Source organism: Mesorhizobium sp. WSM4810, assembly GCF_055811235.1.
The window spans coordinates 1-23220 of the sequence record NZ_JBVVQV010000037.1 but is presented as its reverse complement, the minus strand read 5'-3'; the positions used below and the strand labels follow the sequence as shown (position 1 = coordinate 23220).

At 61.9% G+C, this 23220-nt stretch carries 20 protein-coding genes, 1 tRNA gene and 1 riboswitch; of the genes, 12 read left to right on the top strand and 9 right to left on the bottom strand.

Features of this window, described 5'->3' with window-relative positions; translation table 11 throughout:
- Positions 1-21: 21 nt before the first annotated feature.
- On the top strand, positions 22-924 hold the full coding sequence (locus AC0L3O_RS31795; RefSeq protein WP_473535804.1) for a histone deacetylase family protein: 903 nt from the start codon (positions 22-24) through the stop codon (positions 922-924).
- A gap of 23 nt (positions 925-947) precedes the next feature.
- Here the strand turns inward: AC0L3O_RS31795 and AC0L3O_RS31790 are convergent, their stop codons facing one another.
- Positions 948-1211, bottom strand: coding sequence for a DUF6460 domain-containing protein (locus AC0L3O_RS31790; protein ID WP_027155530.1), 264 nt, complete (start codon positions 1209-1211; stop codon positions 948-950).
- A gap of 253 nt (positions 1212-1464) precedes the next feature.
- Between AC0L3O_RS31790 and AC0L3O_RS31785 the strand changes: the two genes are divergently transcribed.
- The 4 genes from AC0L3O_RS31785 to AC0L3O_RS31770 all read left to right on the top strand — a co-directional run bounded on the left by AC0L3O_RS31785 (position 1465) and on the right by AC0L3O_RS31770 (position 4789).
- Positions 1465-3336, top strand: coding sequence for an acyltransferase family protein (locus tag AC0L3O_RS31785; RefSeq protein ID WP_473617608.1), 1872 nt, complete (start codon positions 1465-1467; stop codon positions 3334-3336).
- A gap of 89 nt (positions 3337-3425) precedes the next feature.
- Positions 3426-3499, top strand: a tRNA-Gly gene (locus tag AC0L3O_RS31780).
- Between the two features lie 167 nt (positions 3500-3666).
- Complete coding sequence (locus AC0L3O_RS31775; RefSeq protein WP_473617606.1) at positions 3667-3909, top strand: DUF3606 domain-containing protein; 243 nt, start codon at positions 3667-3669, stop codon at positions 3907-3909.
- Positions 3910-4063: 154 nt separating this feature from the next.
- Positions 4064-4789 (top strand): Crp/Fnr family transcriptional regulator, encoded by a 726-nt coding sequence (locus AC0L3O_RS31770; RefSeq protein WP_353843297.1) that lies wholly within the window; start codon positions 4064-4066, stop codon positions 4787-4789.
- 655 nt (positions 4790-5444) lie between these two features.
- Here the strand turns inward: AC0L3O_RS31770 and AC0L3O_RS31765 are convergent.
- Both AC0L3O_RS31765 and AC0L3O_RS31760 read right to left on the bottom strand, forming a co-directional pair.
- A complete protein-coding gene (locus tag AC0L3O_RS31765; RefSeq protein ID WP_473617605.1) occupies positions 5445-6443 on the bottom strand; it encodes a L,D-transpeptidase family protein in 999 nt (332 codons plus the stop codon).
- Positions 6444-6596: 153 nt separating this feature from the next.
- Entirely contained in the window at positions 6597-7586 is a 990-nt protein-coding gene (locus tag AC0L3O_RS31760; protein WP_128177941.1) for a LysR family transcriptional regulator, read from the bottom strand.
- A 335-nt stretch (positions 7587-7921) separates the two neighbouring features.
- Here AC0L3O_RS31760 and chvE point away from each other — a divergent pair, with 335 nt between their 5' ends.
- From chvE to araD1, 4 genes are all read left to right on the top strand, one after another.
- Positions 7922-8986: a multiple monosaccharide ABC transporter substrate-binding protein gene (gene chvE / locus AC0L3O_RS31755; protein WP_023802196.1), complete on the top strand. Its 1065-nt coding sequence runs from the start codon at positions 7922-7924 to the stop codon at positions 8984-8986.
- A gap of 23 nt (positions 8987-9009) precedes the next feature.
- A complete protein-coding gene (mmsA, locus tag AC0L3O_RS31750; protein ID WP_473617613.1) occupies positions 9010-10617 on the top strand; it encodes a multiple monosaccharide ABC transporter ATP-binding protein in 1608 nt (535 codons plus the stop codon).
- Positions 10614-11906 carry a multiple monosaccharide ABC transporter permease gene (gene mmsB / locus AC0L3O_RS31745; protein ID WP_128177935.1) on the top strand — a complete coding sequence of 431 codons (1293 nt, stop codon included), beginning with the start codon at positions 10614-10616 and terminating at the stop codon, positions 11904-11906. Before mmsA ends, mmsB begins: the two co-directional genes overlap by 4 nt.
- 287 nt (positions 11907-12193) lie before the next feature.
- A complete protein-coding gene (gene araD1 / locus AC0L3O_RS31740) occupies positions 12194-13186 on the top strand; it encodes an AraD1 family protein (protein WP_473617603.1) in 993 nt (330 codons plus the stop codon).
- Positions 13187-13379: 193 nt separating this feature from the next.
- Here araD1 and AC0L3O_RS31735 read toward each other — a convergent pair whose 3' ends face one another.
- Together AC0L3O_RS31735 and AC0L3O_RS31730 are read right to left on the bottom strand one after the other, a co-directional pair.
- Complete coding sequence (locus AC0L3O_RS31735; RefSeq protein ID WP_023802191.1) at positions 13380-14153, bottom strand: ABC transporter substrate-binding protein; 774 nt, start codon at positions 14151-14153, stop codon at positions 13380-13382.
- A 93-nt stretch (positions 14154-14246) separates the two neighbouring features.
- Positions 14247-15341 (bottom strand): 2'-deoxycytidine 5'-triphosphate deaminase, encoded by a 1095-nt coding sequence (locus AC0L3O_RS31730; RefSeq protein ID WP_473617602.1) that lies wholly within the window; start codon positions 15339-15341, stop codon positions 14247-14249.
- 125 nt (positions 15342-15466) lie between these two features.
- Positions 15467-15544: riboswitch (SAM riboswitch) on the top strand.
- Between the two features lie 74 nt (positions 15545-15618).
- Here AC0L3O_RS31730 and AC0L3O_RS31725 point away from each other — a divergent pair.
- Positions 15619-16809 (top strand): O-succinylhomoserine sulfhydrylase, encoded by a 1191-nt coding sequence (locus AC0L3O_RS31725; RefSeq protein WP_473617601.1) that lies wholly within the window; start codon positions 15619-15621, stop codon positions 16807-16809.
- A 46-nt stretch (positions 16810-16855) separates the two neighbouring features.
- Here AC0L3O_RS31725 and AC0L3O_RS31720 read toward each other — a convergent pair whose 3' ends face one another.
- The gene (locus AC0L3O_RS31720) at positions 16856-18010 is read right to left on the bottom strand and encodes a ceramide glucosyltransferase (protein ID WP_023802188.1); all 1155 of its coding nucleotides are present in this window, start codon (positions 18008-18010) and stop codon (positions 16856-16858) included.
- Positions 18011-18268: 258 nt separating this feature from the next.
- Here AC0L3O_RS31720 and apaG point away from each other — a divergent pair, with 258 nt between their 5' ends.
- Positions 18269-18661 carry a Co2+/Mg2+ efflux protein ApaG gene (gene apaG / locus AC0L3O_RS31715; RefSeq protein WP_023802187.1) on the top strand — a complete coding sequence of 131 codons (393 nt, stop codon included), beginning with the start codon at positions 18269-18271 and terminating at the stop codon, positions 18659-18661.
- A 197-nt stretch (positions 18662-18858) separates the two neighbouring features.
- Here apaG and AC0L3O_RS31710 read toward each other — a convergent pair whose 3' ends face one another.
- The 3 genes from AC0L3O_RS31710 to AC0L3O_RS31700 form a co-directional block, all read right to left on the bottom strand.
- Positions 18859-19869 (bottom strand): Hsp33 family molecular chaperone, encoded by a 1011-nt coding sequence (locus AC0L3O_RS31710; protein WP_023802186.1) that lies wholly within the window; start codon positions 19867-19869, stop codon positions 18859-18861.
- Between the two features lie 162 nt (positions 19870-20031).
- A complete protein-coding gene (argF, locus tag AC0L3O_RS31705; protein ID WP_027155178.1) occupies positions 20032-20943 on the bottom strand; it encodes an ornithine carbamoyltransferase in 912 nt (303 codons plus the stop codon).
- Positions 20944-20959: 16 nt separating this feature from the next.
- Positions 20960-22159 (bottom strand): aspartate aminotransferase family protein, encoded by a 1200-nt coding sequence (locus AC0L3O_RS31700; RefSeq protein WP_287345646.1) that lies wholly within the window; start codon positions 22157-22159, stop codon positions 20960-20962.
- Positions 22160-22514: 355 nt separating this feature from the next.
- On the opposite strand from AC0L3O_RS31700, the gene AC0L3O_RS31695 reads away from it, so the two are divergent.
- Positions 22515-23033 (top strand): GcrA family cell cycle regulator, encoded by a 519-nt coding sequence (locus AC0L3O_RS31695; protein WP_023802183.1) that lies wholly within the window; start codon positions 22515-22517, stop codon positions 23031-23033.
- Positions 23034-23220 lie beyond the last annotated feature (187 nt).

Sequence of the window (23220 nt, the reverse complement as noted above, 5' to 3'; positions counted from 1 at the left end):
TCTAAAAAGCACCTGCCGCTCATGCCCCTGCAGATCGTTCATCATCCCGACTACGACGCCGGCTTCGCCGTCAACCATCGTTTTCCGATGAGCAAATACAAGCTGCTGATGGAAGCCTTGGGCGCGCGCGGACTGGCCAGCCCCGCCGCGCTCAATGTGCCCGAACCGGCGCCGGCATCATGGCTGGAGCTTGCCCATGCCGCCGGCTATGTCGACCAGGTGCTGGCCTGCGAAGTGCCAGAAAAAATCGAACGCGAGATCGGCTTTCCGGTAGGCCCACGCGTCTCGCTCAGGGCGCAGCTCGCAACGGGTGGCACAGTGCTGGCGGCGCGGCTGGCGTTGCTGAACGGTATCGCCTGCAATACCGCCGGCGGCAGCCATCATGCGCGGCGCGCGCAAGGCGCCGGCTTCTGCACCTTCAACGATGTTGCGGTGGCTTCACTGGTGCTGCTTGCCGAAGCCGTCGCCGGCAATATCCTGATCGTCGATCTCGACGTGCATCAGGGTGACGGCACGGCCGACATTTTGGGCGCTGAACGGCGCGTTTTCACCTTTTCCATGCATGGCGATCGTAACTATCCGACGCGCAAGATCGCTTCCGACCTCGATATCGCCCTGCCCGACGGCATCGGCGATGCGGCCTATCTCGAAAGGCTGGGCGGCATGCTGCCGGAACTCACCGCCAGGGCGCGCTGGGACATTGTTTTCTACAATGCCGGGGTCGACGTTCATGCCGAGGACCGGCTCGGCAGGTTGTCGCTGTCGAACGACGGGCTGCGTGCGCGCGACGACATGGTGATCCGTCATTTCCGCGCGCTCGGCATCCCGGTCTGCGGCGTTATCGGCGGCGGCTATTCGACTGACGTGGCGGCTCTGGCCGCGCGCCACGCCATCCTGTTCGAAACGGCCTCAGGCTTCGCCTGACGGCCTTCGGTTCGGCGTCTGCTCTATTTCCGGTAGTTGGCGATCCTGAGCAGGATGAAGGCTGGAATGACGATCGCCGCACCCAGCAGGATGTAGCCGAGGAAACGGTCAATAGCGCGGAAGCCCAGGTTCCAGAGATCGACGAAGACATTGCGGATGCCGTAGAGCACATCCATCGGCGACCAGCCGAAAGCGTTCATGACAAGGCCGACTAGGAACGACAGCACCAGCAGCTTCAGGAGCACCCGGAGCGGCGTGTCGCCGAGAAAGCGCGTCAGTGCGGACAAGGCGTGTCTCCAGATTCGGTTGCCCCGATTCGGGCACAGCTCCAGAAATACGCACTTGGCCGCCCGGCATCAAGGCGATCGCTTAGTAGCTGCGGTCGGCGCTTTGCCGAATTGTGCTCTTGACACCTATGTTGCAGTGCAGCAAAATTGAGCGACAGAGGGTAACCAGTTGATATCGAACTGCCAGACTCATCGCCCGGTGATGGACGGACTGCGCTGCCTCACCGTGACTTGCGAGCACAGGGCTTCTTGAATGAAGTACAGGCGCGATATCGATGGTCTTCGGGCCGTTGCGGTACTGCCGGTCGTACTCTTCCATTTCGGCATCTCGGCAATTCCAGGCGGCTTTACCGGCGTTGATATCTTCTTCGTCATATCTGGCTATCTGATCACCGGAAGCCTGCTGGACGACCTTGAACGCGGCCAGTTTTCGATCGTCAGCTTCTACTGGCGCCGCGCCCGGCGCATTCTGCCGGCGCTGATCTTTGTCACGCTTCTCACCTGCGTTGCGGCCCTGTTCATTCTTCTGCCGTCGGATATGCATGAATTCAGTCTCAGCGTCATAGCGGCTTCGACTTTCTGGTCGAACATCTATTTCTGGAAAACGTCAAATTACTTCTCCATCGATGCCGAGCTCCGACCGCTGTTGCACACCTGGTCGCTTTCGGTCGAGGAGCAGTACTATATCTTTGCCCCGATCCTGATGTTCCTGATCTACCGCTTTTTTGCCAAACGCTGGCTGACGATACTCCTGCCGATCATCCTCGGCAGTTTCGTGCTGGCGGTCATGGCGACGTGGCTGGCGCCAAACGCGGGATTCTACCTGCTGCCGACACGGATCTGGGAACTCATGCTGGGCGCCGTGCTCATGCTGAAACGCCCCCCGCCCCTGAGCAGCCGGTTTCTTATGGAACTGCTCGGATTGGCCGGATTTGGCCTTCTCGCCATCGGGTTCTTTGCGATCTCGGAGAGCGATCCGTTCCCGGGCTACAACGCCTTGTATCCCTGCGTCGGAACGGTCCTGCTTATCTATGTTGGCCAAAACAGCCCCTCGACGATCGCCAGCCGCATACTAGAAGTCCGGCCGCTGGTCTGGATCGGCCTCATCTCCTATTCGCTGTATCTTGTTCACTGGCCGATCAATGCGTTCGCGCACTATCTCTCACTAGAAGAATTCGACCCGTCGATGACCGTTGCGTTGACGGTAGCAAGCCTCGCGCTGGCTGCGTTTTCCTGGAAGTACGTCGAGCAGCCGTTTCGGCAGAAAAGGAGCTTCACCGCCCCGGCGCCCATCTTCGCCTTTTCAGCGGGCGCAATCGCTGTTCTTTGCCTTGGCGGGGCGGCGGGGGCGCTCGGCAACGGCTTTCCGCAACGCTTTCCAGACTATGTCCAACAGCGGATTCCTGTCGGGGACTGGGGCAATGGCGCCTGTTTCAACGAGGGCTTCAGCCGGATCGAAAACTGGAATATCGAGAATTGCACGCGCACACGCGGCTTCCCTACAACCGTTTTGTTGTGGGGTGACTCGTTCGCCGCCCACTATGTTCCAGGCCTGGACGCCAACATAAATCAACTCCGGGCCAATATCGTGGAATACACTTACGCGGGCTGTCCCCCGATTCTCTCCTACTTCTCCTATGGACGCCCGGATTGCATGCGGTTCAATCAGCAAGCCCTGAAGATTATCCAGGACGCTGGCATCAAGACGGTCGTGCTCAGCGGTCGGTGGACCGATTACGAGGCCAGAAGTTTCGACGGTCTCCAGCAAACGATCGATACCGTTCGTGGTCTGGGTGTGCGTGTGTTTGTCATCGGCCAGTCCCCGCAGTTCATAACCGATGTTCGGAAAATCGCGTTCTTCGCAAAGCGCGAAAATCTCGATGATACGTCCTGGCCAATGGCCATGGATCCCGACATCAACAACCGTGTGCGCGCATTTGCCAAAGGCGCCACCTTCATCGATCCGCTGAATTTCCTCTGCAGCGCCGGACGCTGCTCCTACGCCGACGCAGGCCAGTTCCTCTATTTCGATTACGGCCATTTTTCTACCGTCGGGGCCACGCTGGCCATTTCGAAATACTGGCCGGCCTTTGCCACAGACGATGCCGTTGCCACGACGGAGTAACAGTCGGCCCGCTGGCAAGGCACGAGTGCACACGAGTGCACGCATAACGATTGCCCGAATGCCGGCTTGCGTGGTAACGAGGCTGCTGCGCGGGTATGATGTAATGGTAGCTTGTCAGCTTCCCAAGCTGAACGCGCGGGTTCGATTCCCGCTACCCGCTCCAGCTTGCCCAGTCGGCCCGGCCGGCGCCGCACCTCACAGGACCACATGATCAGGTGAGCGGCAAACATCAGCCGGATAGAACATAACGTGATTCTAATAAGAGGCGGCAACAAAAGACGCTGATCCGCGTTTGCGCTTGATCTGAAGGCCAGCCAGGGAGGAACCCAAATGGCCGATGACAAGAGAGGTTCTGGCGACGGAAACCGCGTCGCGCGCGACCAAGACTATGAATTCCGCTATTTCGCTACCAAGTTCGGCCTCTCAATACCGCAGATCCGGGAGCTTTTTGGCAAGCACGGCAATGATCGCGAGACCCTGTATCGGGAGGCTCGGAAGCTCGGAAACGCCGTGACCACACAAGAACGGATCTCGAACGACGACCGAACGTTTCACAACCAGGGCCGCCCATGACCGGCAAGCGACATAGCCAAGAAGTCGAACATGAGAGCGACCTTTTCTATCTGTGTCCGACAGGCGGCCAAGTCGTAGATGCTCGGGACCTGCGGCATGTCAATTGGCACGAGCCGCTGGAACTCGATGCCTGATCTGCTCAAAAGGCACCGCGATGTTCGGCAAAGACCTCCTGGTTCACATGCTCGACCGCCGCGACACCCTGCCGCCAGACGAGATCGCGCTCATTGAGGCTCTTCCGGTTCGGCCGGTAACTTTCGGACCCGATGAGGAGATCGTCAGGGAGGGATCCCGCCCCACCGAAAGCTGCCTTGTCGCGAATGGGTTCGCAGTTCGAAACCAGGCTATTCGGGAAGGAAAGCGTCAAATAACGGCAATTCACGTGCCGGGAGACTTTGTCGATCTGCATAGTTTACTGCTAAAAGTGATGGACCACAGCGTGAGCGCGCTGGGTTCGTGCGATGTAGTTTTCATTCGACACAAAGACCTGCTTACAGCAATGGGTGGAAGTCCACATCTCACCCGGATGCTCTGGCTTTCGACGACTATTGACGCCTCGATCCAAAGGACTTGGATAACCTGCCTCGGGCGTCGCTCCGCCAAACAGCATCTCGCACATATACTTTGCGAGTTGTATGTCCGATTAGAGATAGTCGGATTGGCCTCTGACCAGAAGTTCGCTATTCCACTGACGCAAGCGGAAATGGGGGACGTTCTTGGTCTATCTGTAGTTCACGTGAATCGGACACTGCAGGAGCTTCGAGCGAAGGACCTGGTTATCTGGAAAGACCGGAGGATTGTTATCCTTGATTTCCAGCGATTGGCCTTACTGGCCGACTTTGATACGACTTACCTAAATCTCTTCCATGAGCCACGGTGACCGCCCTCGGCCAAGACGCGTCGGCGCACTGATGCGGCATCAAGATTTCTCGTCAAATAAACAATGTGAATGAGCCGTCGCTCCGGATCGATTACGGCTGGGTTCAATTGGCACAGTTGACGTCAAAGAAGGATTGCACATGCGTGAGCTCGAAAATCTCATCGAACAGTATGTAAACAGTCGGAGGCGGCGCCATAGTTTCATATCGACGGGGCTCGCCGTTAAGGCGCTCAAACAGATCGTACCGGCATGTTCGGTCTCAGATTCCGACCTGGCGAACATGATTGCCAATCGTGCAATAGACTACAACCTTCCGGTGAGCTTTGACCTTAATGAGAGCTAGGCGTGGCGCGTCATTATGCAGTCCGACCATGAGCCTTCCGAGGCCTACGAAACGGTCAAGGAAGAGGCCGACCGGCAAGGCTCGGGTGGAGATGCAGGCACCCTAGCAGGCAAGGTCGGCACAGTTGTGGAATCGACCGCAAACAGAACTGAGGAAGCCATTCGCGATCGTTTGCGGGGGTCGTCGGACGGGTCTTCAGCCACCTCGTAGCTCGCCACCGGCCTGAAGGCCAGGTCCATAGGACGTCATCCGGCATCGTCTCCGGCGCGCGCCCGGGCCTTGCGAGAGCAGGTGGCGGGCCAGTCCGCTTTGCTACGGGGCAAGCTCGTCGACGGCGCCGGCGGTCTCGTCCTTGAACTCGACCGTCGTGCCCGGCTGCACGATGGAGCCGAGATCTTCGACATCCCAATTGGTCAATCGGATGCAGCCATGCGAGAAGGTCGTGCCGACCTTGCCAGGTTCGGGCGAGCCGTGGATGCCGTAGCTTTCGATGGAGAGATCGATCCACACCGATCCCACGGGATTGTTCGGCCCGGCAGCGATGGTGAAGGGACGCTTGGTCTTGACTCCCTTGAAGGCAAAATCCGGATCGTAGTGATAGGTCGGATTGCGCACCACGCGCTTGACCTCCGCCGTGCCGCTTGGCGCCGGGTTTTCATCGCTGCCGATCGAGGCGGGGTAGACTGCGAGCCATTTGCCGGAAGGGTCGAGCACGCGCACCAGGCGAGCGTCCTTGTCGACCTCGATGCGGGCTACGCCCGCGGGAGGATCGCCGCGGCCAACATCAGGCACGATCAAGGTCTTGCCGGGCCTCCTGAAGCCGACGCCCGGATTGAGCATCCTGAGCAACTTTTCGCTGACATGGAAGCGCTCCGCCAGCTTCTCCACTGCGTTGCGATAGGCGAGCCGCCGCAGGCGGGCCATCCTCTCCATGCGAGCCGGAATACGCCTGGTGAAAGGTCCGCGCACGTCCTTGCGCGTCACCTCATAGGTGACCAGAACCGGGTCGGCGGAGGTCGCCGTGAGCTTGCTCCAGGTCTCCGCAGTGAGCTTGCCATCGGATCGGAGTCCGTTCGCCTGCTGAAAGGCGCCGATTGCCTTGGCGAAGTTCTCTGAGAGGCGACCGTCGATCAGCCCCGGCGAGAAGCGGGCGCGATCCAATAGAATCTGCGCCTTGAGCAGCGTCGGATCGTTCGGTTCGCCGGCGGTGAATTGGGCCTGATTGACGGTCGCTAAGTCCAGCTTGGCCGAACGCGCCCCGCCGCATGCGAAGGCAAGCATCACGGCGAAGACGAGGAGAAGCCTGATCATCGATAGCCTTCCTGGGCCCTGCAACGAGCCCGCTTCTATGACGCGGCACAGCCCGGTGTGGTTCCTTCGCTCGAGCGATATTCTGATTGAAGCGACATGGCCGAAGAGCCGTAGCTGCGATAGCCAGGCAATGGATTGCTTGATTAAACGCCGTCAGCCCACCTCTCGCAAAATGAAGTCGTGCAGCATCTTGGCCGCCGGCGACAGCACGCGATTTTTTACGGTGATCAGACTGTAAGGCCTGACCTCGATGTCGAATTCGGTCTGGACGACGTCGATGGCGCCGGCCAGCCCCTCGGGGTTCTGGATGAATTTCGCCACCTGGATCGACACCGGCGCGATGGCGTCCGACTGCGCGACCATGACCAGGGTGAGCAGCAGCGAGCTGGTGTTGAGGATGCGGTCCGGCAGCGCGATGTTGCGGTTCAGGAAATTGCTCTCCATCGCCTGGCGCAGCGGCGAGCCGCCCGACTGGAAAACCCAGTCATAGGCGGCGGTCTGCTCCAGCCGCACCGCCTTGCCCTTGGCCAGCGGGTGGCCGCGGCGCACAATGAGGCAGGCTTTTTCGACGCCGATGACGCGGGCCTCGAACAGCCGCGGATTGAGGTCCTCGGGGATGCGCGCGATGATGAAATCGTGACGTGTGGCGATCAGTTCGCGCGCCAGCACATTGGAGGTCTCGACCTGCATGGTGATCTCGATACGCGGATAGATGCGCCGGATCTCGCGGATCGCCGGCACGGCGAGCTCGATTGCAGGGGCCGTCACCGCGCCCAGGAACACCGAGCCGCCCTTGCCTGCCTTGAGCTCGGATATCTCGCGGTCGACCTCGCGCATCTCGAGCAGGATCGAACGCGCGCGCCTCGCCAACGCCTTGCCATAGGGCGTCAGCGTGATGCCGCGCGGCAGCCTCTCGCACAGCTTGACGTCGAGCACCGCCTCCATCTCGGCGATCATGCGCGAGGCGGCGGGCTGGGAGATGTTCATGACCTGGGCTGCCGCGCTGACCCGGCCATGGTCGTCGAGGGCTGCGATCATGCGCATGTGGCGCAGACTGAGGCCGCTGCGCAGCAAGGTCTCACTCCTGCCGGGACGTTCCCCATAACCCTCTGAAAGTCCGCCAAAATCCCGTAGCGCCGCCATGATCTCCGTTTGCTCCTCGCTGGTGGCCGGCCGGCAATCCCGGCCCGATCTTTTGGCCACTTTCAATTCTTTTGGCCACTTTCAGTATACCAGTTTGGGTATAGCAACTACCAAAGATCGCATTTGACAGTTATGGCAAAGCGCCACACCTTTGCGCGTCCTGAAACCTGACCGTCGCCAGCGAGAACAATCGCATCGACCGGAACCAGAGTCTCAGGGCCGATTGGGAGGATACCGGAGATCGATATGGCGGCAGCGGCGCGTTTTGGCGCTCCTGCACGATCGCGCGGCCCACGAAACCCAGGGTGCGCGTCCATCAACCAGGGAGAGTTAATGTGAAGATCATCAAGACACTGGCCGCCGTCGCGGCCCTTAGCATCGCGGCCATGACGGTCCCGGCGCAGGCAGGCGAAGGCCTCATCGGCGTGCTGATGCCGACCAAGACCTCGCAGCGCTGGATCAACGACGGCGACGCCGTCAAGTCCCAGCTCGAGGCTCTGGGCTACACTGTCGACCTGCAATATGCGCAGGACGATATCCCCAATCAGCTCAGCCAGCTCGAAAACGAAATCACCAAGGGCCCAAAGGCGCTGATCATCGCCTCGATCGACGGCACCACCTTGTCGGACGCGCTGCAGAAGGCCGCTGACGCCGGCGTCGTCGTCGTCGCCTATGACCGGCTGATCAAGAAAACCCCGAATGTCGACTACTACACCACGTTCGACAATTTCGGCGTCGGCGTCATCCAGGCGAAATCGCTGCTCAAGGGCCTCGGCTATCCCGAGAACAAGGGTCCGTTTAACGTCGAACTGTTCGGCGGCTCGCCTGACGACAACAACGCCTTCTTCTTCTACGACGGCGCCATGTCCGTTCTGCAGCCGCTGATCGACGACAAGACCCTCGTCGTGAAGTCCGGCCAGATGGGCATGGACAAGGTCGGCACGCTCCGCTGGCTGGCAGCCACCGCCCAGGCCCGCATGGACAATCTGCTCTCCGCCCACTACTCGGATGGCAGCCGCGTCGATGGCGTGCTCTCGCCATATGACGGCCTGTCGCGCGGCATCATCGCCTCACTGCGCGCCGTTGGTTACGGCACGGCCGATCAGCCATGGCCAATCGTCACCGGCCAGGACGCCGAAACCGCTTCAGTCAAGGCGATCATCGCCGGCGAGCAGTACTCGACCGTGTTCAAGGACACCCGCGAACTCGCCAAGGCGACGGTCGAGCTCGTCGACAAGGTGCTCTCGGGCGGCAAGCCGGAGGGCCTCGACACCAAGACCTACAACAACGACGTCAAGGTCGTCCCCTCGATCCTGCTGACGCCGCATGATGTCGACAAGTCGAACTACCAGGCCCTGGTGGTCGATTCCGGCTACATCAAGGCCGAAGAGCTGAAGTAACCGCAGACGTAAAACCCGGGGTCCTGCGCAACGCAGGGCCCCGCTTCGCCAGTGAACGACCCGGTATGTTTCCGGACCTCGCAGGAGTGGTATTCCCGATGGCCCAGACGATTTTGGAGATGCGTGACATCACCAAGACGTTTCCCGGCGTCAAGGCGCTTTCGAATGTCAACCTCAGCGTCGAGCAAGGCGAGATCCACGCCGTTGTCGGCGAGAACGGCGCCGGCAAGTCGACACTGATGAAGGTGCTGTCGGGCGTATATCCAGTCGGCACCTATGACGGCGAAATTGTCTATCGCGGCGATGAGTGCCATTTCAAAGGCATCCACGACAGCGAGCGCCGCGGCATCGTCATCATCCACCAGGAACTCGCGCTGGTGCCGATGCTTTCGATCGCCGAAAACATCTTCCTCGGCAACGAACACGCCAGCTACGGCATCATCGACTGGAACGCTAACGAGACGCGCACCAGCGCTCTGCTCAAGAAGGTGGGCCTCAAGGAAGACCCCAAGACGCTGATTACCAATATCGGCGTCGGCAAGCAGCAACTGGTCGAGATCGCCAAAGCGCTCAGCAAGGAAGTGCAGTTGCTGATCCTCGACGAGCCGACGGCGAGCCTGTCCGAAAAGGACAGCCAGGCGCTGCTCGACCTGTTGCTCGAATTCAAGCGGCAGGGCATCACCTCGATCCTGATCTCGCACAAGCTCAACGAAATCAACCGGGTCGCCGACAAGGTCACGATCATCCGCGACGGGCGGACGATCGAGACGCTGGCGAAGAAGGACATCTCGGAAGACCGCATCATCACCTCGATGGTCGGCCGCTCGCTGGACGACCGCTATCCGTCGCGCGAGCCTGACATCGGTGAGATCGTGCTCCAGGTGAAGAACTGGTCGGTCTGTCATCCTATCCATGCCGAGCGGCAAGTGATCAAGGGTATCGATATCGACGTCCGCAAGGGCGAGGTGGTGGGTATCGCCGGGCTGATGGGCGCCGGACGCACCGAATTCGCGATGAGCCTGTTCGGCCGCTCCTATGGCCGCGGCATCACCGGCGAGGTGCTGCTCAAGGGCAAGCCCATCGATGTCTCCTCTGTCAGCAAGGCAGTCGAACACGGCATTGCTTACGTCACCGAAGACCGCAAGACCTACGGTCTCAACCTGATCGATCATATCAAGCACAACATCACGCTGGCCAATCTTCCCGGCGTGTCGCGCCATAGCGTGATCGACGACATGCGCGAGCTCGCCGTCGCCAACGATTACAAGGCCAAGACCAACATCCGCTCGTCCAGCGTTTATCAGATGACCGGCAATCTATCGGGCGGCAATCAGCAGAAGGTGGTGCTGTCGAAGTGGCTGTTCGCCAATCCGGAGGTGCTGATCCTCGACGAGCCGACGCGCGGCATCGACGTCGGCGCCAAGTATGAAATCTACACGATCATCGCGCGTCTTGCCTCGGAGGGTAAGGCGATCATCGTCATCTCGTCCGAGATGCCCGAACTGCTCGGCATCACCGACCGTATCTATGTCATGAACGAAGGACGTATCGTCGGCGAAATGGCGGCGAGTGATGCCAGCCAGGAAAAGATCATGCGCGCCATCGTTCGCGGAGAAGGAAAAGCATCATGAGCACCGAAAGCGGTCCCGTCCCGAAAAGCGGCGTCGCCGAAGATGTGCAGCAAGGGCCGCGCATTGCTGTCTCGGCGCTGGTCACCAACCTGCGCGAATACGGCCTGATCCTGGCGCTTATCGCCATCATGGTGTTCTTCCAGTACACGACGTCCGGAACGCTGTTCAAGCCGGTGAACTTGAGCAACCTGGTGCAGCAGAACAGCTTCATCATCGTGATGGCGCTGGGCATGCTGCTGGTGATCGTCTCCGGCCATATCGATCTCAGCGTCGGCTCCGTCGCCGGTTTCATCGGCGCGCTGGCGGCGATGATGATGGTCATCTGGCCTCTCGGCCCTTTCAGCAATCCGCTGGTGGTGTCGATCATCTGCCTGATCGTCGGTGGTTTAATCGGCGCGGCACAAGGCTACTGGATTGCCTATCACCGAATACCGAGCTTCATCGTCACGCTGGCGGGGATGCTGATCTTCCGCGGCATCTGCCAGGCGCTGCTGGGTGGGGGGTCTTCCGTGGGGCCGCTTCCGGTCGGCTTCAAGGCGCTCAGTTCCGGCTTCATTCCCGACGTGATCGGCTCATTGACGCTGATACCGCCGGTGGTGAACGCCGCCGGCAAGACAATCGTCGGCAGCGGCCTGACGCTGCACATGACGACGATCGTGCTCGGCATCGTCGCGGTGGTCGCCTATGCCTATTTCGGGCTCAGGGCACGGCGCAGCCGCGAGCGGCACGGCTACGAAGCCGAGCCCTTCTCGCTGTTCGTCGTCAAGACCCTGGTGACCAGCGCCCTGGCGCTGTTTCTGGTTTACCAATTCGCCACCTACAGGGGTCTGCCAATCGTTCTCGTGGTGATGGGCGTGCTGATCGCGCTGTTCGTCTTCGTCACCAAACGCATGACGGTCGGCCGCCGCATCTACGCAATGGGCGGCAATGCCAAGGCGGCGCAGCTATCGGGTATCAAGACCGAGCGGCTGACCCTGATGGTGTTCATCAATATGGGCGTGCTCTCGGCGCTCGGCGGGCTGATTATTGCGGCGCGCCTTGGCCAGGCGGTGCCGGCGGCCGGCCTCGGCAGCGAGCTCGACGTCATCGCCGCTGTGTTCATCGGCGGCGCTTCGGCGATGGGCGGCGTCGGTCAGGTTGTTGGCGCGGTGGTCGGCGGTTTCATCATGGGCGTCATGAACAACGGCATGTCGATCATGGGCGTCAATGTCGATTGGCAACAGGTGGTCAAAGGCCTGGTGCTGCTCGGCGCCGTGGTCTTCGACGTCTACAACAAGAACAAGGCTTGAGGGCGAGGGAACTCATGCATGTCGCCAAACGTGTGCAGCGTGTTGGGACAACGGCACGCATGAAAGCAAGGATTAAAGCGGGCCCGTTTTCAAACGCGGCGCGCTTTTAGGAGGCACGGGTCACATCGCGGCGCTGCCGGGCGACGCAAGGAAGTCCCCCCAGGGGACCGGGCCCGCGAGCGCAATCCGGACGAAGAATTTCACCCGTGGCGCGGACACCGTCAGCTGCGCCAGGAAAAGCTTGCCAGACCGGCAGGCCGGCCAAGGCAATTGAGAGAGGGTACGTCATGCTGATTTCCCAGATCCTCGACGAGGCGGAGACCATCCGCGTCGTCGCCCGCTACGGCGGCAAGACCAGAATCATCAACGGCGCCCGCAGCGTCTATTCGCTGGCAATGGAGGCCGCGCGCACCGGCATCGGGCTGGTCGCCCTCATCGAGCGCAAGGGTTTTGGTGAAGCGGTCGACCTCGATGCCGCCTACAAGAAGGGGCGGCTATTGTCGCCGATCAACCATCCCGACCCGGCGCATCTCCACCTCACCGGCACCGGGCTGACACATCTCGGCTCCGCCGCGACCCGCGATTCCATGCACAAGAAGCTCAGCAGCGACGGCGAGGAGCAGCTCACCGATTCCATGAAGATGTTCCGCATGGGGCTGGAGGGCGGCAAGCCGGCCAAGGGCCAGACCGGCGTGCAGCCGGAATGGTTCTACAAGGGCAACGGCACCATGGCAGTGGCGCCCGGTGCGGCACTTCTGTCGCCGGCCTTCGCCGAGGATGCCGGCGAGGAGCCGGAAGTCGCCGGCATCTATGTCATCGGCGACGACGGCGCCCCGTTTCGCGTCGGCTTCACGCTGTCAAACGAATTTTCCGATCACGTCACCGAGCGCGTGAACTATCTTTTCCTCGCGCATTCCAAGCTGCGCAACGCTTCGTTCGGACCGGAGATCCTGATCGGCGAGCTGCCGTCCGACGTCAGGGGTTCCTCGCGCATCCTCCGCGACGGCCAGCTGCTGTGGGAAAAACCGTTCCTGTCGGGCGAGGCGAACATGTCGCACACCATCGCCAATCTCGAACATCACCACTTCAAATATTCGGCCTTCCGCCAGCCGGGCGACGTGCATGTGCACATGTTCGGCACCGCGACACTGTCCTTCGCCGACGGCGTCAGGACCGAGGCCGGCGACGTCTTCGAGATCGAGGCCAAGGATTTCGGCCTGCCGCTGCGCAACCCGCTTGAAATCGAGCAGCCGGTGAAGGTGGCGGTCAAGGCGCTGTGACGGCGTGATCTCCCCCCTTGAGGGGGAGATGTCGCCGAAGGCGACAGAGGGGGTCGTCTCGCGTAGAGCGCCAGCCCCCTGCGTCTGCGATAAAGAGAGCCTGCGATAAAGAGAGCCGGGCCCGGCCGGACCGACCCCCTCTGGCCTCCCGGCCATCTCCCCCTCAAGGGGGGAGATTGGCAGCTTCGACCTCTCAATAAATATCGAAGTCGAAATATTTGGCCTGGATCTTCTTGTAGGTGCCGTCTGCGACGATCGCGTCGATCGCGGCGTTGAGCTTTTCGCGCAGCGCATTGTCTTCCTGGCGCACGGCGATACCGGCTTCGGTCTCGGTGCCCTTGACGTCGCCGACCATCTTGCAGCAGTCGTCGCTCGACTTCTTCATCCAGTCCATCAGCACGAATTTGTCTGAAAGGACGGCATCGAGACGGCCGTTCATCAGGTCGGCGACCGCCTCCTCCTGGGTTGGATAGAGCTTCGCCTCGGCGCCGGCCTTGCCATAGACATCCTGGGCATAGTCGGCCTGGGTGGTCGAAGCCTGGGCGCCGACTGTCTTGCCGGCGAGTGCCGCCGGTTCGGTCGAGGCAATATCGCTGTCCTTCAAGGCCACCAGCGAAAGCGGCGTCGTATAGTATTTGTTGGTGAAGGAGACCTGCTTCTTGCGCTCCTCGGTAATGCTCATGGACGCGATGATGGCGTCGAACTTTTTGGCCTGGAGCGCCGGGATCATGCCGTCCCAGTCCTGCGTGACAAGTTCGCATTCGACCTTCATCTGAGCGCAAAGCGCATTGGTGATGTCGATGTCGAAGCCGACGAGCTTGCCGTCTGCGGTGATGGTGTTGAACGGCGGATAGGCGCCTTCAGTGGCGATCTTCAACTTTTCCTGTGCTTGCGCCGACAGGGACCCGACTGACATCGCCAGCATGACGGCTGTTGCTGCCGATGCGATCCATCTTGAAATCTGCATTTTTTGTTCCCCTTGTTCCAACCGTATTGACGGCTAAGACAGCCAAGCACGACCCGTAAGGTCAGGCAAGCATGGTCTGATCATAGCGGGCGATCAGCGCGCGGCGCGAAAATGCTTGGACAGTTTCAGGCCCTGCGCCTGATAGTTCGAGCCGAGATCTGTGCCGTAGAGCGCCTGCGGCCGCTTCAGCATGTGCTCGTAGACCAGCCGTCCGACGATCTGGCCGTGATCGAGGATGAACGGCACTTCGTGGCTGCGCACTTCGAGCACGGCCCGGCTGCCGGTGCCGCCCGAGGCCGAATGGCCGAAACCCGGATCGAAGAAACCGGCATAGTGGACGCGGAATTCGCCGACCAGCGGATCGAAGGGCGTCATCTCGGCGGCATAGAGCGGCGGCACATGCACCGCTTCCTGGCTGACGAGGATATAAAATTCGTCCGGGTCGAGCACCAGTTCGCCGGCACCGCTCTTGTAGAGCGGCTCCCAGAAATCGACGACATCCTGCGCGGCGCGCTTGTCGACATCGACCAGGCCGGTGTGGTGCTTGCCGCGGTAGCCGACCAGCCCGTCCTTGTCGCCATCGAGGTCGATCGACAGTGCGATGCCGCCGCCGGAAATGTTCGGCGGCTCGGTGGCGACGAGCGTCTCGGCACGGTGCAATTCGTGCAGCTCGCTTTCCGACAAAAGCGCATTGCCGGTGCGGAACCGGATCTGCGACAGCCGCGAGCCGGCGCGGACGACGATCGGAAAGGTGCGCGGGCTAACTTCGAGATAGAGCGGGCCGTTGTAGCCGGCAGCGATCTTGTCGAACTCGTGGCCGCGATCGGTCATCACGCGGGTGAAGATGTCGAGCCGCCCGGTCGAGCTTTTTGGGTTGGCCGAGGCGGAAATGTTTGCCGGAAGCGCCAGGCTCTCGAGCAGCGGCACGATATAGACGCAGCCTGTCTCCAGCACCGCACCATCGGTGAGATTGATTTCGTGCAGCTTCAGGCGGTCGAGTTTTTCAGCAACCCTGTGGTTGGGGCCGGGCAGGAAGGAGGCGCGCACCCGCCAGGCCTTGTCGCCAAGCCTGAGGTCCAGGCTGGCCGGCTGGACCTGGTCGGCGTCGAGCGCGCGCGGCGACTTCAGCGCGCCCGACTGGTACAGCGCGGAAATATCCTGATCCGGAAGAATGCCTGTCTGCCGCAAAGTCTGGCTCCGCTCGAAGGCCGGGCGTGGTCTCGTCTTGTCGCAGGTTCTTGCCGTGGAACCCGCTGGTACAAACCTCTTAATCATGCCGGCAATTGACGCAAGCGCTGCGCAGGTCTAAAGGATCGTTATCCCGTGGTGATTTGGCCGGTCGGCTTGCAGCCACGTTAAACAAGTCGCTAAAGGACCGTCGGGCCGAAAGGCCGTACGACCGGTTGCGACTTTCGCGGCCGGTTTTTTTGTGTTTGGACCATTTTTTTGTGTTTGGAACAAGGTGATGACGAGCAAAACGCGCAACTGGAAGCCTCAGACCGCCCTCGTGCATGCAGGAACGCTGCGTTCCGGCTTCGGCGAAACCTCCGAGGCGATGTATCTCACGCAAGGCTATGTCTACGACACGGCGCAAGCGGCGGAAGCCCGCTTCAAGGGCGAGGAACCGGGCTTCATCTATTCGCGCTATGCCAATCCGACGGTCGACATGCTCGAGAAGCGCATGTGTGCGCTGGAAGGTGCCGAAGATGCCCGCGCCACCGCATCCGGCATGGCGGCGGTGACGGCGGCGTTGCTGTGCAGTGCCCGGGCCGGCGACCACATCGTGGCGGCGCGCGCGCTGTTCGGCTCCTGTCGCTGGGTGGTCGAGACGCTGGCGCCGAAATACGGCATCGAGGCGACGCTGGTCGACGGCACCGACATCGCCAATTGGGAAAAGGCGGTCAGGCCCAACACCAAGTTGTTCTTCCTTGAAAGCCCGACCAATCCAACGCTGGAGGTCGTCGACATCGCAGCCGTAGCCTCGCTTGCCGATTCGATCGGCGCGCGGCTGATCGTCGACAACGTCTTTGCCACGCCCTTGCAGCAGAAGCCGTTGCAACTCGGCGCCCATATCGTCGTCTATTCGGCGACCAAGCACATCGACGGCCAGGGGCGCTGCCTCGGCGGCATCATCCTGTCGGACAAGAAGTGGATCGACGAGAATTTGCACGACTACTTCCGCCACACCGGTCCCAGCCTCTCGCCCTTCAATGCCTGGACGCTGCTGAAGGGCCTGGAGACGCTGCCGCTGCGCGTGCGCCAGCAGACGGAAAGTGCCGGCCGGATCGCGGACTTCCTCGCCGAGCGATCGGAAATTGTCCGTGTCATCTATCCCGGCCGCGCCGATCACCCGCAGGCGGCGATCGTCAAGAAGCAGATGTCGGGCGGCTCGACGCTGATCTGCCTCGACGTCAAGGGAGGCAAGCAGGCGGCCTTCGCCTTCCAGAACGCGCTCGATGTCGTACTGATCTCCAACAATCTCGGTGACGCCAAGAGCCTGATCACCCATCCGGCGACGACGACACACAAGAATCTGAGCGACGAGGCGCGGGCCGAACTTGGCATCGGGCCAGGCACGCTCAGGCTGTCCGTCGGACTGGAGGACACTGACGACCTGCTCGAAGACATCGAGCAGGCCTTGAAAGCCGCCAGGTAGGGATACGCGCCGAACTGCTGCGCTCTGATCTGCAAAGCAGGCGCCGTCAGGCGCCCGACGGCGTCTCTTCCAATTCCGCAACGGCGCTGGTTTGGATGGTCATCGTGTTGCCGCGCCAGTCGACGGCACCGCTGAGCCAGCCGCGCACCCAGATGGCGGGAAGCATCACGTCCCGCGCAACCATCGCCGGGATCATGCGCAGCGACAGGTGCCAGCCCTTGGCCGAGGCGAGAGCGCATTCCGGCAGATAGGCGACTATCAGCACGGCGATGGCGGTAGCCGGCAGGCTGAAACCGGCGCCTGCTGCCGCAACCAGCGCAAGCACCAGCGGCGGCGCCGCTCCGATCAGGATCTCGGGCGCGAAAAACAGTGGGAAGGTGACGCGACGCAGGCGTGCCCAGCGGGCCTGGCGCGACCAGATTTCGCCAAATGTGCGCAAGCCGAGCGGCTGTTCGAAGGGCGCGGCAACGAGATTGACGCGCAGTCCGAGCCCGTTGACCAGCTTGGTCGCGGCGGCATCCTCGGCAATCTCGGCGGCAAGCGCACGGATGCCGCCATTGGCGTCGAGCAATGGCTTGTTCCACAGCATGCTCTTGCCCTGGGCGAAACCGAGGCCGAGCGCCTCGCCGGTATATTGCCAGCGCGCCTGCAGCGTGTTGAGGAAAGCGCATTCGACCTCCGCCCAGAACCCGTCCGGCCGCGAGCCGATCGGCGTCGAGCAGACGAGGCCGGTGTCCTGCCGCCATGCCGTCATCAGATGCTGGACATAGTCCCTCGGCATCAAGACGTTGGAATCGGCAAGGATGACCCAGTGGTGGCGCGCGGCCTCCCAGGCCTTCACGCAATTGTTGAGTTTCGGATTGCCGCTGATGCGGTCGTCGCCGACCAGCAGCCGGGCCGGCACGGCCGGAAAGCGGGCGATCGCATCGGTGATCGGCCCGACCACCGGGTCATCGGCATGGGCGACGCAGAAGATGAGCTCATAGTGCGGCCAGTCGAGAGAGAAGGCGCGCTCGAGCGTCTCCTCGGTAAACGGCTCGACGCCGCGCGACGGCACGACGATCGACACCGGCGGCGCCTTGGCGGCTGGCGGCGTGATCCTGCCAGGCCGCTTCAGCTTCAACGAAGCGAGCAGGATGCTGGCGAGATTGACAACAAGCAGAGCTATGGAAAGCAAGGCGGCTGTGACTGTCAATTCCATCAATATCTGGTCGCTCCAGAAAAAACCGGCCGCATGAAAGCCGTTTTCAACAGTTCGACAGAATGCTGAGTCGCCCGGCCCTGCACACCATCCCCGGCCCTGCACACCATCATTGTCACGTGTCACTTAAATGACATTGTTTTTCGGCACCTGCGCTTAACAAATTCGGGCAACGATGGCAGACACCGAGGGGACGCACCCCGTTGACCGAACTGCGGAGAGGGTCGAATGTTCCGTCTGCATAGTGTGGAGTGATTTATGTACAGCGCCGTCACGCGCGACATCGAAGTGCAGGTCAGGCCGTTCTATCTGGAAGATCGCTCCGACCCGTCGGAGAACCGCTATGTCTGGGGCTACCAGGTGACCATCGACAACCAGTCGGATGAATTCGTGCAGCTTCTGTCGCGCTACTGGCAGATCACCGACGGCACCGGCCGGGTCGAGGAGGTGCGCGGCGCCGGCGTTGTCGGCGACCAGCCTGAACTCAATCCCGGCGATAGTTATCAGTATACGTCTGGCTGCCCACTCTCGACGCCATCCGGCATCATGGTCGGCCACTACACGATGCGCAATAAGCGGGGTGAGACGTTCGACGTCGCCATCCCCGCCTTTTCGCTCGACCTGCCGGGCACGCGGCGGACGGTGAACTGAGAGAGATAGATGGCCGGAAGGTCGTGCTGCCCCTCATCCGCCTGCCGGCACCTTCTCCCCGTATAGTGAACGGGTAAAAGGGAACCCATCTATCAACTGGACAACCTGTCGCAACGCTGGCGCCCCCTCTCCCCGTTCTTCACGGGGAGAGGGTAAGGGTGAGGGGCAGCGCCAACGCTTCGTCGGTGATTTCAATTCTATTGAGCCGCAGCAAATTCCGCCGGGTCGAAGTCATATTGCTTTGAGCAGAATTCGCAGGCGACGTGAATGCCGCCATCCTCGGTGCTGTCCCTGATCTCGTCGGCGGAGAAGCCTCCGAGAATGCCGCGGATCTTCTCCCTGGAGCATGAGCACTGGTCGGCTACCGGCACGCCGCCGAAGACGCGCACGCCGTGCTCGTGGAACAGCCGGTAAAGCAACCGCTCGGCGCCGATCGTCGGGTCGATCAGTTCCGTCGGCTCGATGGTGCCAAGCAACGCCAGCAGTTCCTGCCAGGAATTGTCGGCCGGATCATGGATCTCCTCGCGCGGATCGCCGTCGCCACCCGGAAGGTCGGGCACGCGCATGCGTTCGGGCGATTGCGGCAGGAACTGTGCCAGGATGCCACCGGCGCGCCATTGCTCGCGGGCACCGCCGATGCCGGGCGTCAACAGCTTGGCCACCGAAAGCCTGAGATCGGTCGGGATCTGCTCCGACTGCCGGAAATAGGTGCGCGCGGCCTCCTCCAGCGTCTCGCCGTCGAGCTGGACGATGCCCTGATAGCGCTGCGTGTGGGCGCCCTGGTCGATGGTCAGCGCCAGGACACCGCTGCCAAGCAGCGTCCGCTGCGAGGTCTCGCCGGCAGACGTCAGTGCCTCCAGCCGGTCAGCGTCGAAGCGGGCATAGGCGCGCAGCGCATGCGGCGTGGAAAAATCCGCCACCAGCATGTCGACCGGCCCGTCGGTGCGGGTCTGCAGGATGAACTTGCCTTCGAATTTGAGCGAAGTGCCGAGCAGCACCGTCAGCACGCAAGCTTCCGCCAGAAGGCGGGCGACCGGCTCGGGATAGTCATGCCGGCCGAGGATCGCGTCGAGCATCGGCCCGAGCTGGACGGTACGGCCGCGCACGTCGAGCGGGCCGACCTCGAAGGGCACGACATGATCGTCGCCGGCGTAGCCGAATTCGCCGAGTTTGGGTTGATGTTCAGCCAATTGACGGGTTTCCAACATGACAAAGCTCCGGGGCGCGGCGATGCCGCCCTCCGGGGCGCATGCGTCGAAACGCGCTCGATTTGCGTGATGCGCCTGAGATAGGCATCACGCACTCCCGGATCAAGGCGGCCGGGATCAAGGCGGCCCGGATCACGGTGACCAGGATAACGGCAGCCCGGATCAAGCGCCGAGGCACCAAGCCAAAACCGCCTTCTGGGCGTGGAGCCGGTTCTCGGCCTCGTCGAACACCACCGAATGCGGCCCGTCGATGACTTCGTCGGTGACCTCCTCGCCGCGATGCGCCGGCAGGCAGTGCATGAACAACGCGTCGGGCTTTGCCTTCGCCATCAGTGCCGCATTGACCTGATAGGGTGAGAAGACATTGTGGCCGCGAGCACGGTGCTCTTGGCCCATCGACACCCAGCAATCGGTAACGACACAGTCGGCCTCGTGGACGGCCTCCTCGGGCGAGCGGGTGAAGTTCAACTTGCCGCCATGCGCCCTCGACCAGTCGACATGCTTCTGCGCCGGCTCGCTGCCTTCCGGCACGGCGACGTTGAGGTTGAAGCGGAACCGCGCCGAGGCCTCCAGCAGCGAATGCAGCACGTTGTTGCCGTCGCCGGTCCAGGCGATGGTCTTGCCGGCGACCGGGCCGCGATGCTCCTCGAAGGTCATGATGTCGGCCATCAGCTGGCAGGGATGGGTATCGTCGGTCAACCCGTTGATGACGGGGACGGTGGCGTTCTCGGTCAGCTCCAGCAGCCGGTCATGCGACGTGGTGCGGATCATGATCGCATCGACATAGCGCGACAGCACCTTGGCCGTGTCGGCGATGGTTTCGGAGCGGCCGAGCTGCATCTCGGCGCCGGTCAGCATGATGGTCTCGCCGCCGAGCTGGCGCATGCCGACGTCGAAGGACACGCGCGTGCGCGTCGACGGCTTGTCGAAGATCATCGCCAGCACCTTGCCTTCAAGCGGTTTTGTCCGCTCGCCAGCCTTGAGCCTTGCCTTTCGCACGACGGCATCGTCCAGCATAAGGCGCAGATCGCCCTCGGAAACGGCGGAAAGATCGGTGAAATGGCGAAGGCTCATGTGGGTCTTCCGACTGTTATTTCGCCGCAGCCGCGGCGATGGCGTCCGACAGGCCCCGGGCGCCGGCGCGGATGCGGTCGAGCGCCGCATGGATCTCGGCGTCGGTGACGGTGAGCGGCGGCAGCAGGCGAAGAACGTTGTCGCCGGCCGGAACCGCCAGCAGATGCTGGTCGCGCAACGCCATGTTCACCTTGGTGTTGGGCGCGGCGCATTTCAGGCCGAGCATCAGGCCGCTGCCTCTGATGTCTTCGATGACATCGGGAAATTCGTCGGCGACACCCGCCAGCCCCTGCTTCAGCAGCAACGCCTTGCGCTGCACATCCTCCAGAAAACCGTCTGCCAGCACGACGTCGAGCACGGCGTTGCCGACCGCCATCGCCAGCGGATTGCCGCCGAAAGTGGTGCCGTGCACGCCGGCGGTCATGCCGACAGCGGCCTCGTCGGTGGCGAGGCAGGCGCCCACCGGGAAGCCGCCGCCGATGCCCTTGGCGACCGCCATGATGTCGGGCGTGACGCCAGCCCATTCATGCGCGAACAGTTTTCCGGTGCGGCCGATGCCGCACTGGACCTCGTCGAAGATCAGCAGCAGATCATGCTGTTCGCAGAGCTGCCTCAGCCGCTTCAGCGACTGCGTCGGCACCGGGCGGATACCGCCCTCGCCCTGCACCGGCTCGATCAGGATCGCGGCGGTCTCTGATGTGATCGCCTTTTCGGCGGCGTCGATGTCGTCGAAGCCGACCTGGTCGAAACCTTCGACCTTGGGGCCGAAACCTTCCAGGTATTTATACTGGCCGCCGGCGGCGATGGTCGCCAGCGTGCGGCCATGAAAGGCGCCTTCGAAGGTGATGATGCGAAAGCGCTCGGGATGGCCCTTGACGAAATGGTAGCGCCGCGCCGTCTTGATGGCGCATTCCAGCGCCTCGGCGCCGGAATTGGTGAAGAACACCTTGTCGGCGAAGGTGGCGTCGGCCAGCCGCTCGCCCAGACGGCTCTGCCCCGGAATCTCGTACAGGTTGGAGACATGCCAGAGCTTGGCCGCCTGCTCGGTGAGTGCCGAGACCAGATGCGGATGGCTGTGGCCCAGCGAATTCACGGCAACGCCGCCGCCAAAATCGAGATACCGCTCGCCCTTGTCGGTGACCAGCCAAGTGCCTTCCCCATGGTCGAAGGCCAGGGGTGCGCGGGTAAAGGTCTCGAAAAGCGCCGAACCGCTCATTATATGCGTCTCCGGAACCGGAAAATCAAAAAGCCGCCAAAGCGGCGGCCTGTGCGGCTTATCGTGTTTTTCGGCCATGAAGTCAACGAAAACGTCGCGCAAGGACGCGCGGCAAGCTTTCCAGCGAGACGCCGGCTCATCAGCGACCGGGCAAGTTGGGGAAAACCGAAAAAACCGATTCGTGTTGGCCCTCGGACTCTTGTCACCGAGTCAGCGCATAAGGTAATTATAGGTCGAGAAATAACTAGATTTCGTGCGGCGGACCTAATCACCCGATATATGTGGTGTCTGCCCGGCGGAAGCCGGATCGTGGAAGGATTCCGATCGCCGCACATTTCAGCAGGAGCGCGGTCTCATGAATTGGACTGACGAGCGGGTCGAACTTCTTAGAAAATTGTGGTCGGAGGGGCTGAGCGCCAGCCAGATCGCCGCACAGCTTGGGGGTGTCAGCCGCAATGCCGTCATCGGCAAGGTGCATCGGCTGAAACTGTCGGGCCGCGGACGCGCGACTGCCACGCCGGCACGCCAGAAGAAGAGCGTGCAGGGATCGAGCGTGCAGAAATCGGTGTCGCGGGCCGCGAGCACTGCGCGGCATATCACCACGTCGATCGGCGCGACCGCGCTGCAGGCGCAATTCGACGCCGTACCGGTGACGCGTCATTATGTCCGTCCGGTCGAGAACGTCGTCGTGCCGATCTCGCGGCATCTGCAGCTCGTCGAATTGACCGAGCGGACATGCAAATGGCCGAATGGCGATCCGCTTTCGGAGGAGTTCCATTTCTGCGGCAACGACGCGGCCGAAACCGGACCCTATTGCAAGTATCACGCCCGCGTTGCGTTTCAGCCCGCTTCGGAGCGGCGGCGCAGTAGGTAGGGGAGTAAGGGAGTAAGGGAGTAAGGGAGTAAGGGAGTAAGGGAGTAAGGGAGTAAGGGAGTATGTATGGGGTGAACTGCAAAAGACTGCGCTCGTGAGGCGCCATCTTTCCCTACTGCCCTACTGCCCTACTGCCCTACTGCCCTACTGCCCTACTGCCCTACTGCCCTACTGCCCTACTGCCCTA

What these genes read in the sequence shown, in the direction of transcription:
- AC0L3O_RS31795 (WP_473535804.1), top strand. Translation starts at nt 22, where the DNA reads ATGCCCCTGCAGATCGTTCATCATCCCGACTACGACGCCGGCTTCGCC.
- AC0L3O_RS31785 (WP_473617608.1), top strand. Translation starts at nt 1,465, where the DNA reads ATGAAGTACAGGCGCGATATCGATGGTCTTCGGGCCGTTGCGGTACTG.
- AC0L3O_RS31775 (WP_473617606.1), top strand. Translation starts at nt 3,667, where the DNA reads ATGGCCGATGACAAGAGAGGTTCTGGCGACGGAAACCGCGTCGCGCGC.
- AC0L3O_RS31770 (WP_353843297.1), top strand. Translation starts at nt 4,064, where the DNA reads ATGTTCGGCAAAGACCTCCTGGTTCACATGCTCGACCGCCGCGACACC.
- AC0L3O_RS31765 (WP_473617605.1), bottom strand. Translation starts at nt 6,443, where the DNA reads ATGATCAGGCTTCTCCTCGTCTTCGCCGTGATGCTTGCCTTCGCATGC.
- AC0L3O_RS31760 (WP_128177941.1), bottom strand. Translation starts at nt 7,586, where the DNA reads ATGGCGGCGCTACGGGATTTTGGCGGACTTTCAGAGGGTTATGGGGAA.
- mmsB (WP_128177935.1), top strand. Translation starts at nt 10,614, where the DNA reads ATGAGCACCGAAAGCGGTCCCGTCCCGAAAAGCGGCGTCGCCGAAGAT.
- araD1 (WP_473617603.1), top strand. Translation starts at nt 12,194, where the DNA reads ATGCTGATTTCCCAGATCCTCGACGAGGCGGAGACCATCCGCGTCGTC.
- AC0L3O_RS31735 (WP_023802191.1), bottom strand. Translation starts at nt 14,153, where the DNA reads ATGCAGATTTCAAGATGGATCGCATCGGCAGCAACAGCCGTCATGCTG.
- AC0L3O_RS31725 (WP_473617601.1), top strand. Translation starts at nt 15,619, where the DNA reads ATGACGAGCAAAACGCGCAACTGGAAGCCTCAGACCGCCCTCGTGCAT.
- AC0L3O_RS31720 (WP_023802188.1), bottom strand. Translation starts at nt 18,010, where the DNA reads ATGGAATTGACAGTCACAGCCGCCTTGCTTTCCATAGCTCTGCTTGTT.
- apaG (WP_023802187.1), top strand. Translation starts at nt 18,269, where the DNA reads ATGTACAGCGCCGTCACGCGCGACATCGAAGTGCAGGTCAGGCCGTTC.
- AC0L3O_RS31710 (WP_023802186.1), bottom strand. Translation starts at nt 19,869, where the DNA reads ATGTTGGAAACCCGTCAATTGGCTGAACATCAACCCAAACTCGGCGAA.
- argF (WP_027155178.1), bottom strand. Translation starts at nt 20,943, where the DNA reads ATGAGCCTTCGCCATTTCACCGATCTTTCCGCCGTTTCCGAGGGCGAT.
- AC0L3O_RS31700 (WP_287345646.1), bottom strand. Translation starts at nt 22,159, where the DNA reads ATGAGCGGTTCGGCGCTTTTCGAGACCTTTACCCGCGCACCCCTGGCC.
- AC0L3O_RS31695 (WP_023802183.1), top strand. Translation starts at nt 22,515, where the DNA reads ATGAATTGGACTGACGAGCGGGTCGAACTTCTTAGAAAATTGTGGTCG.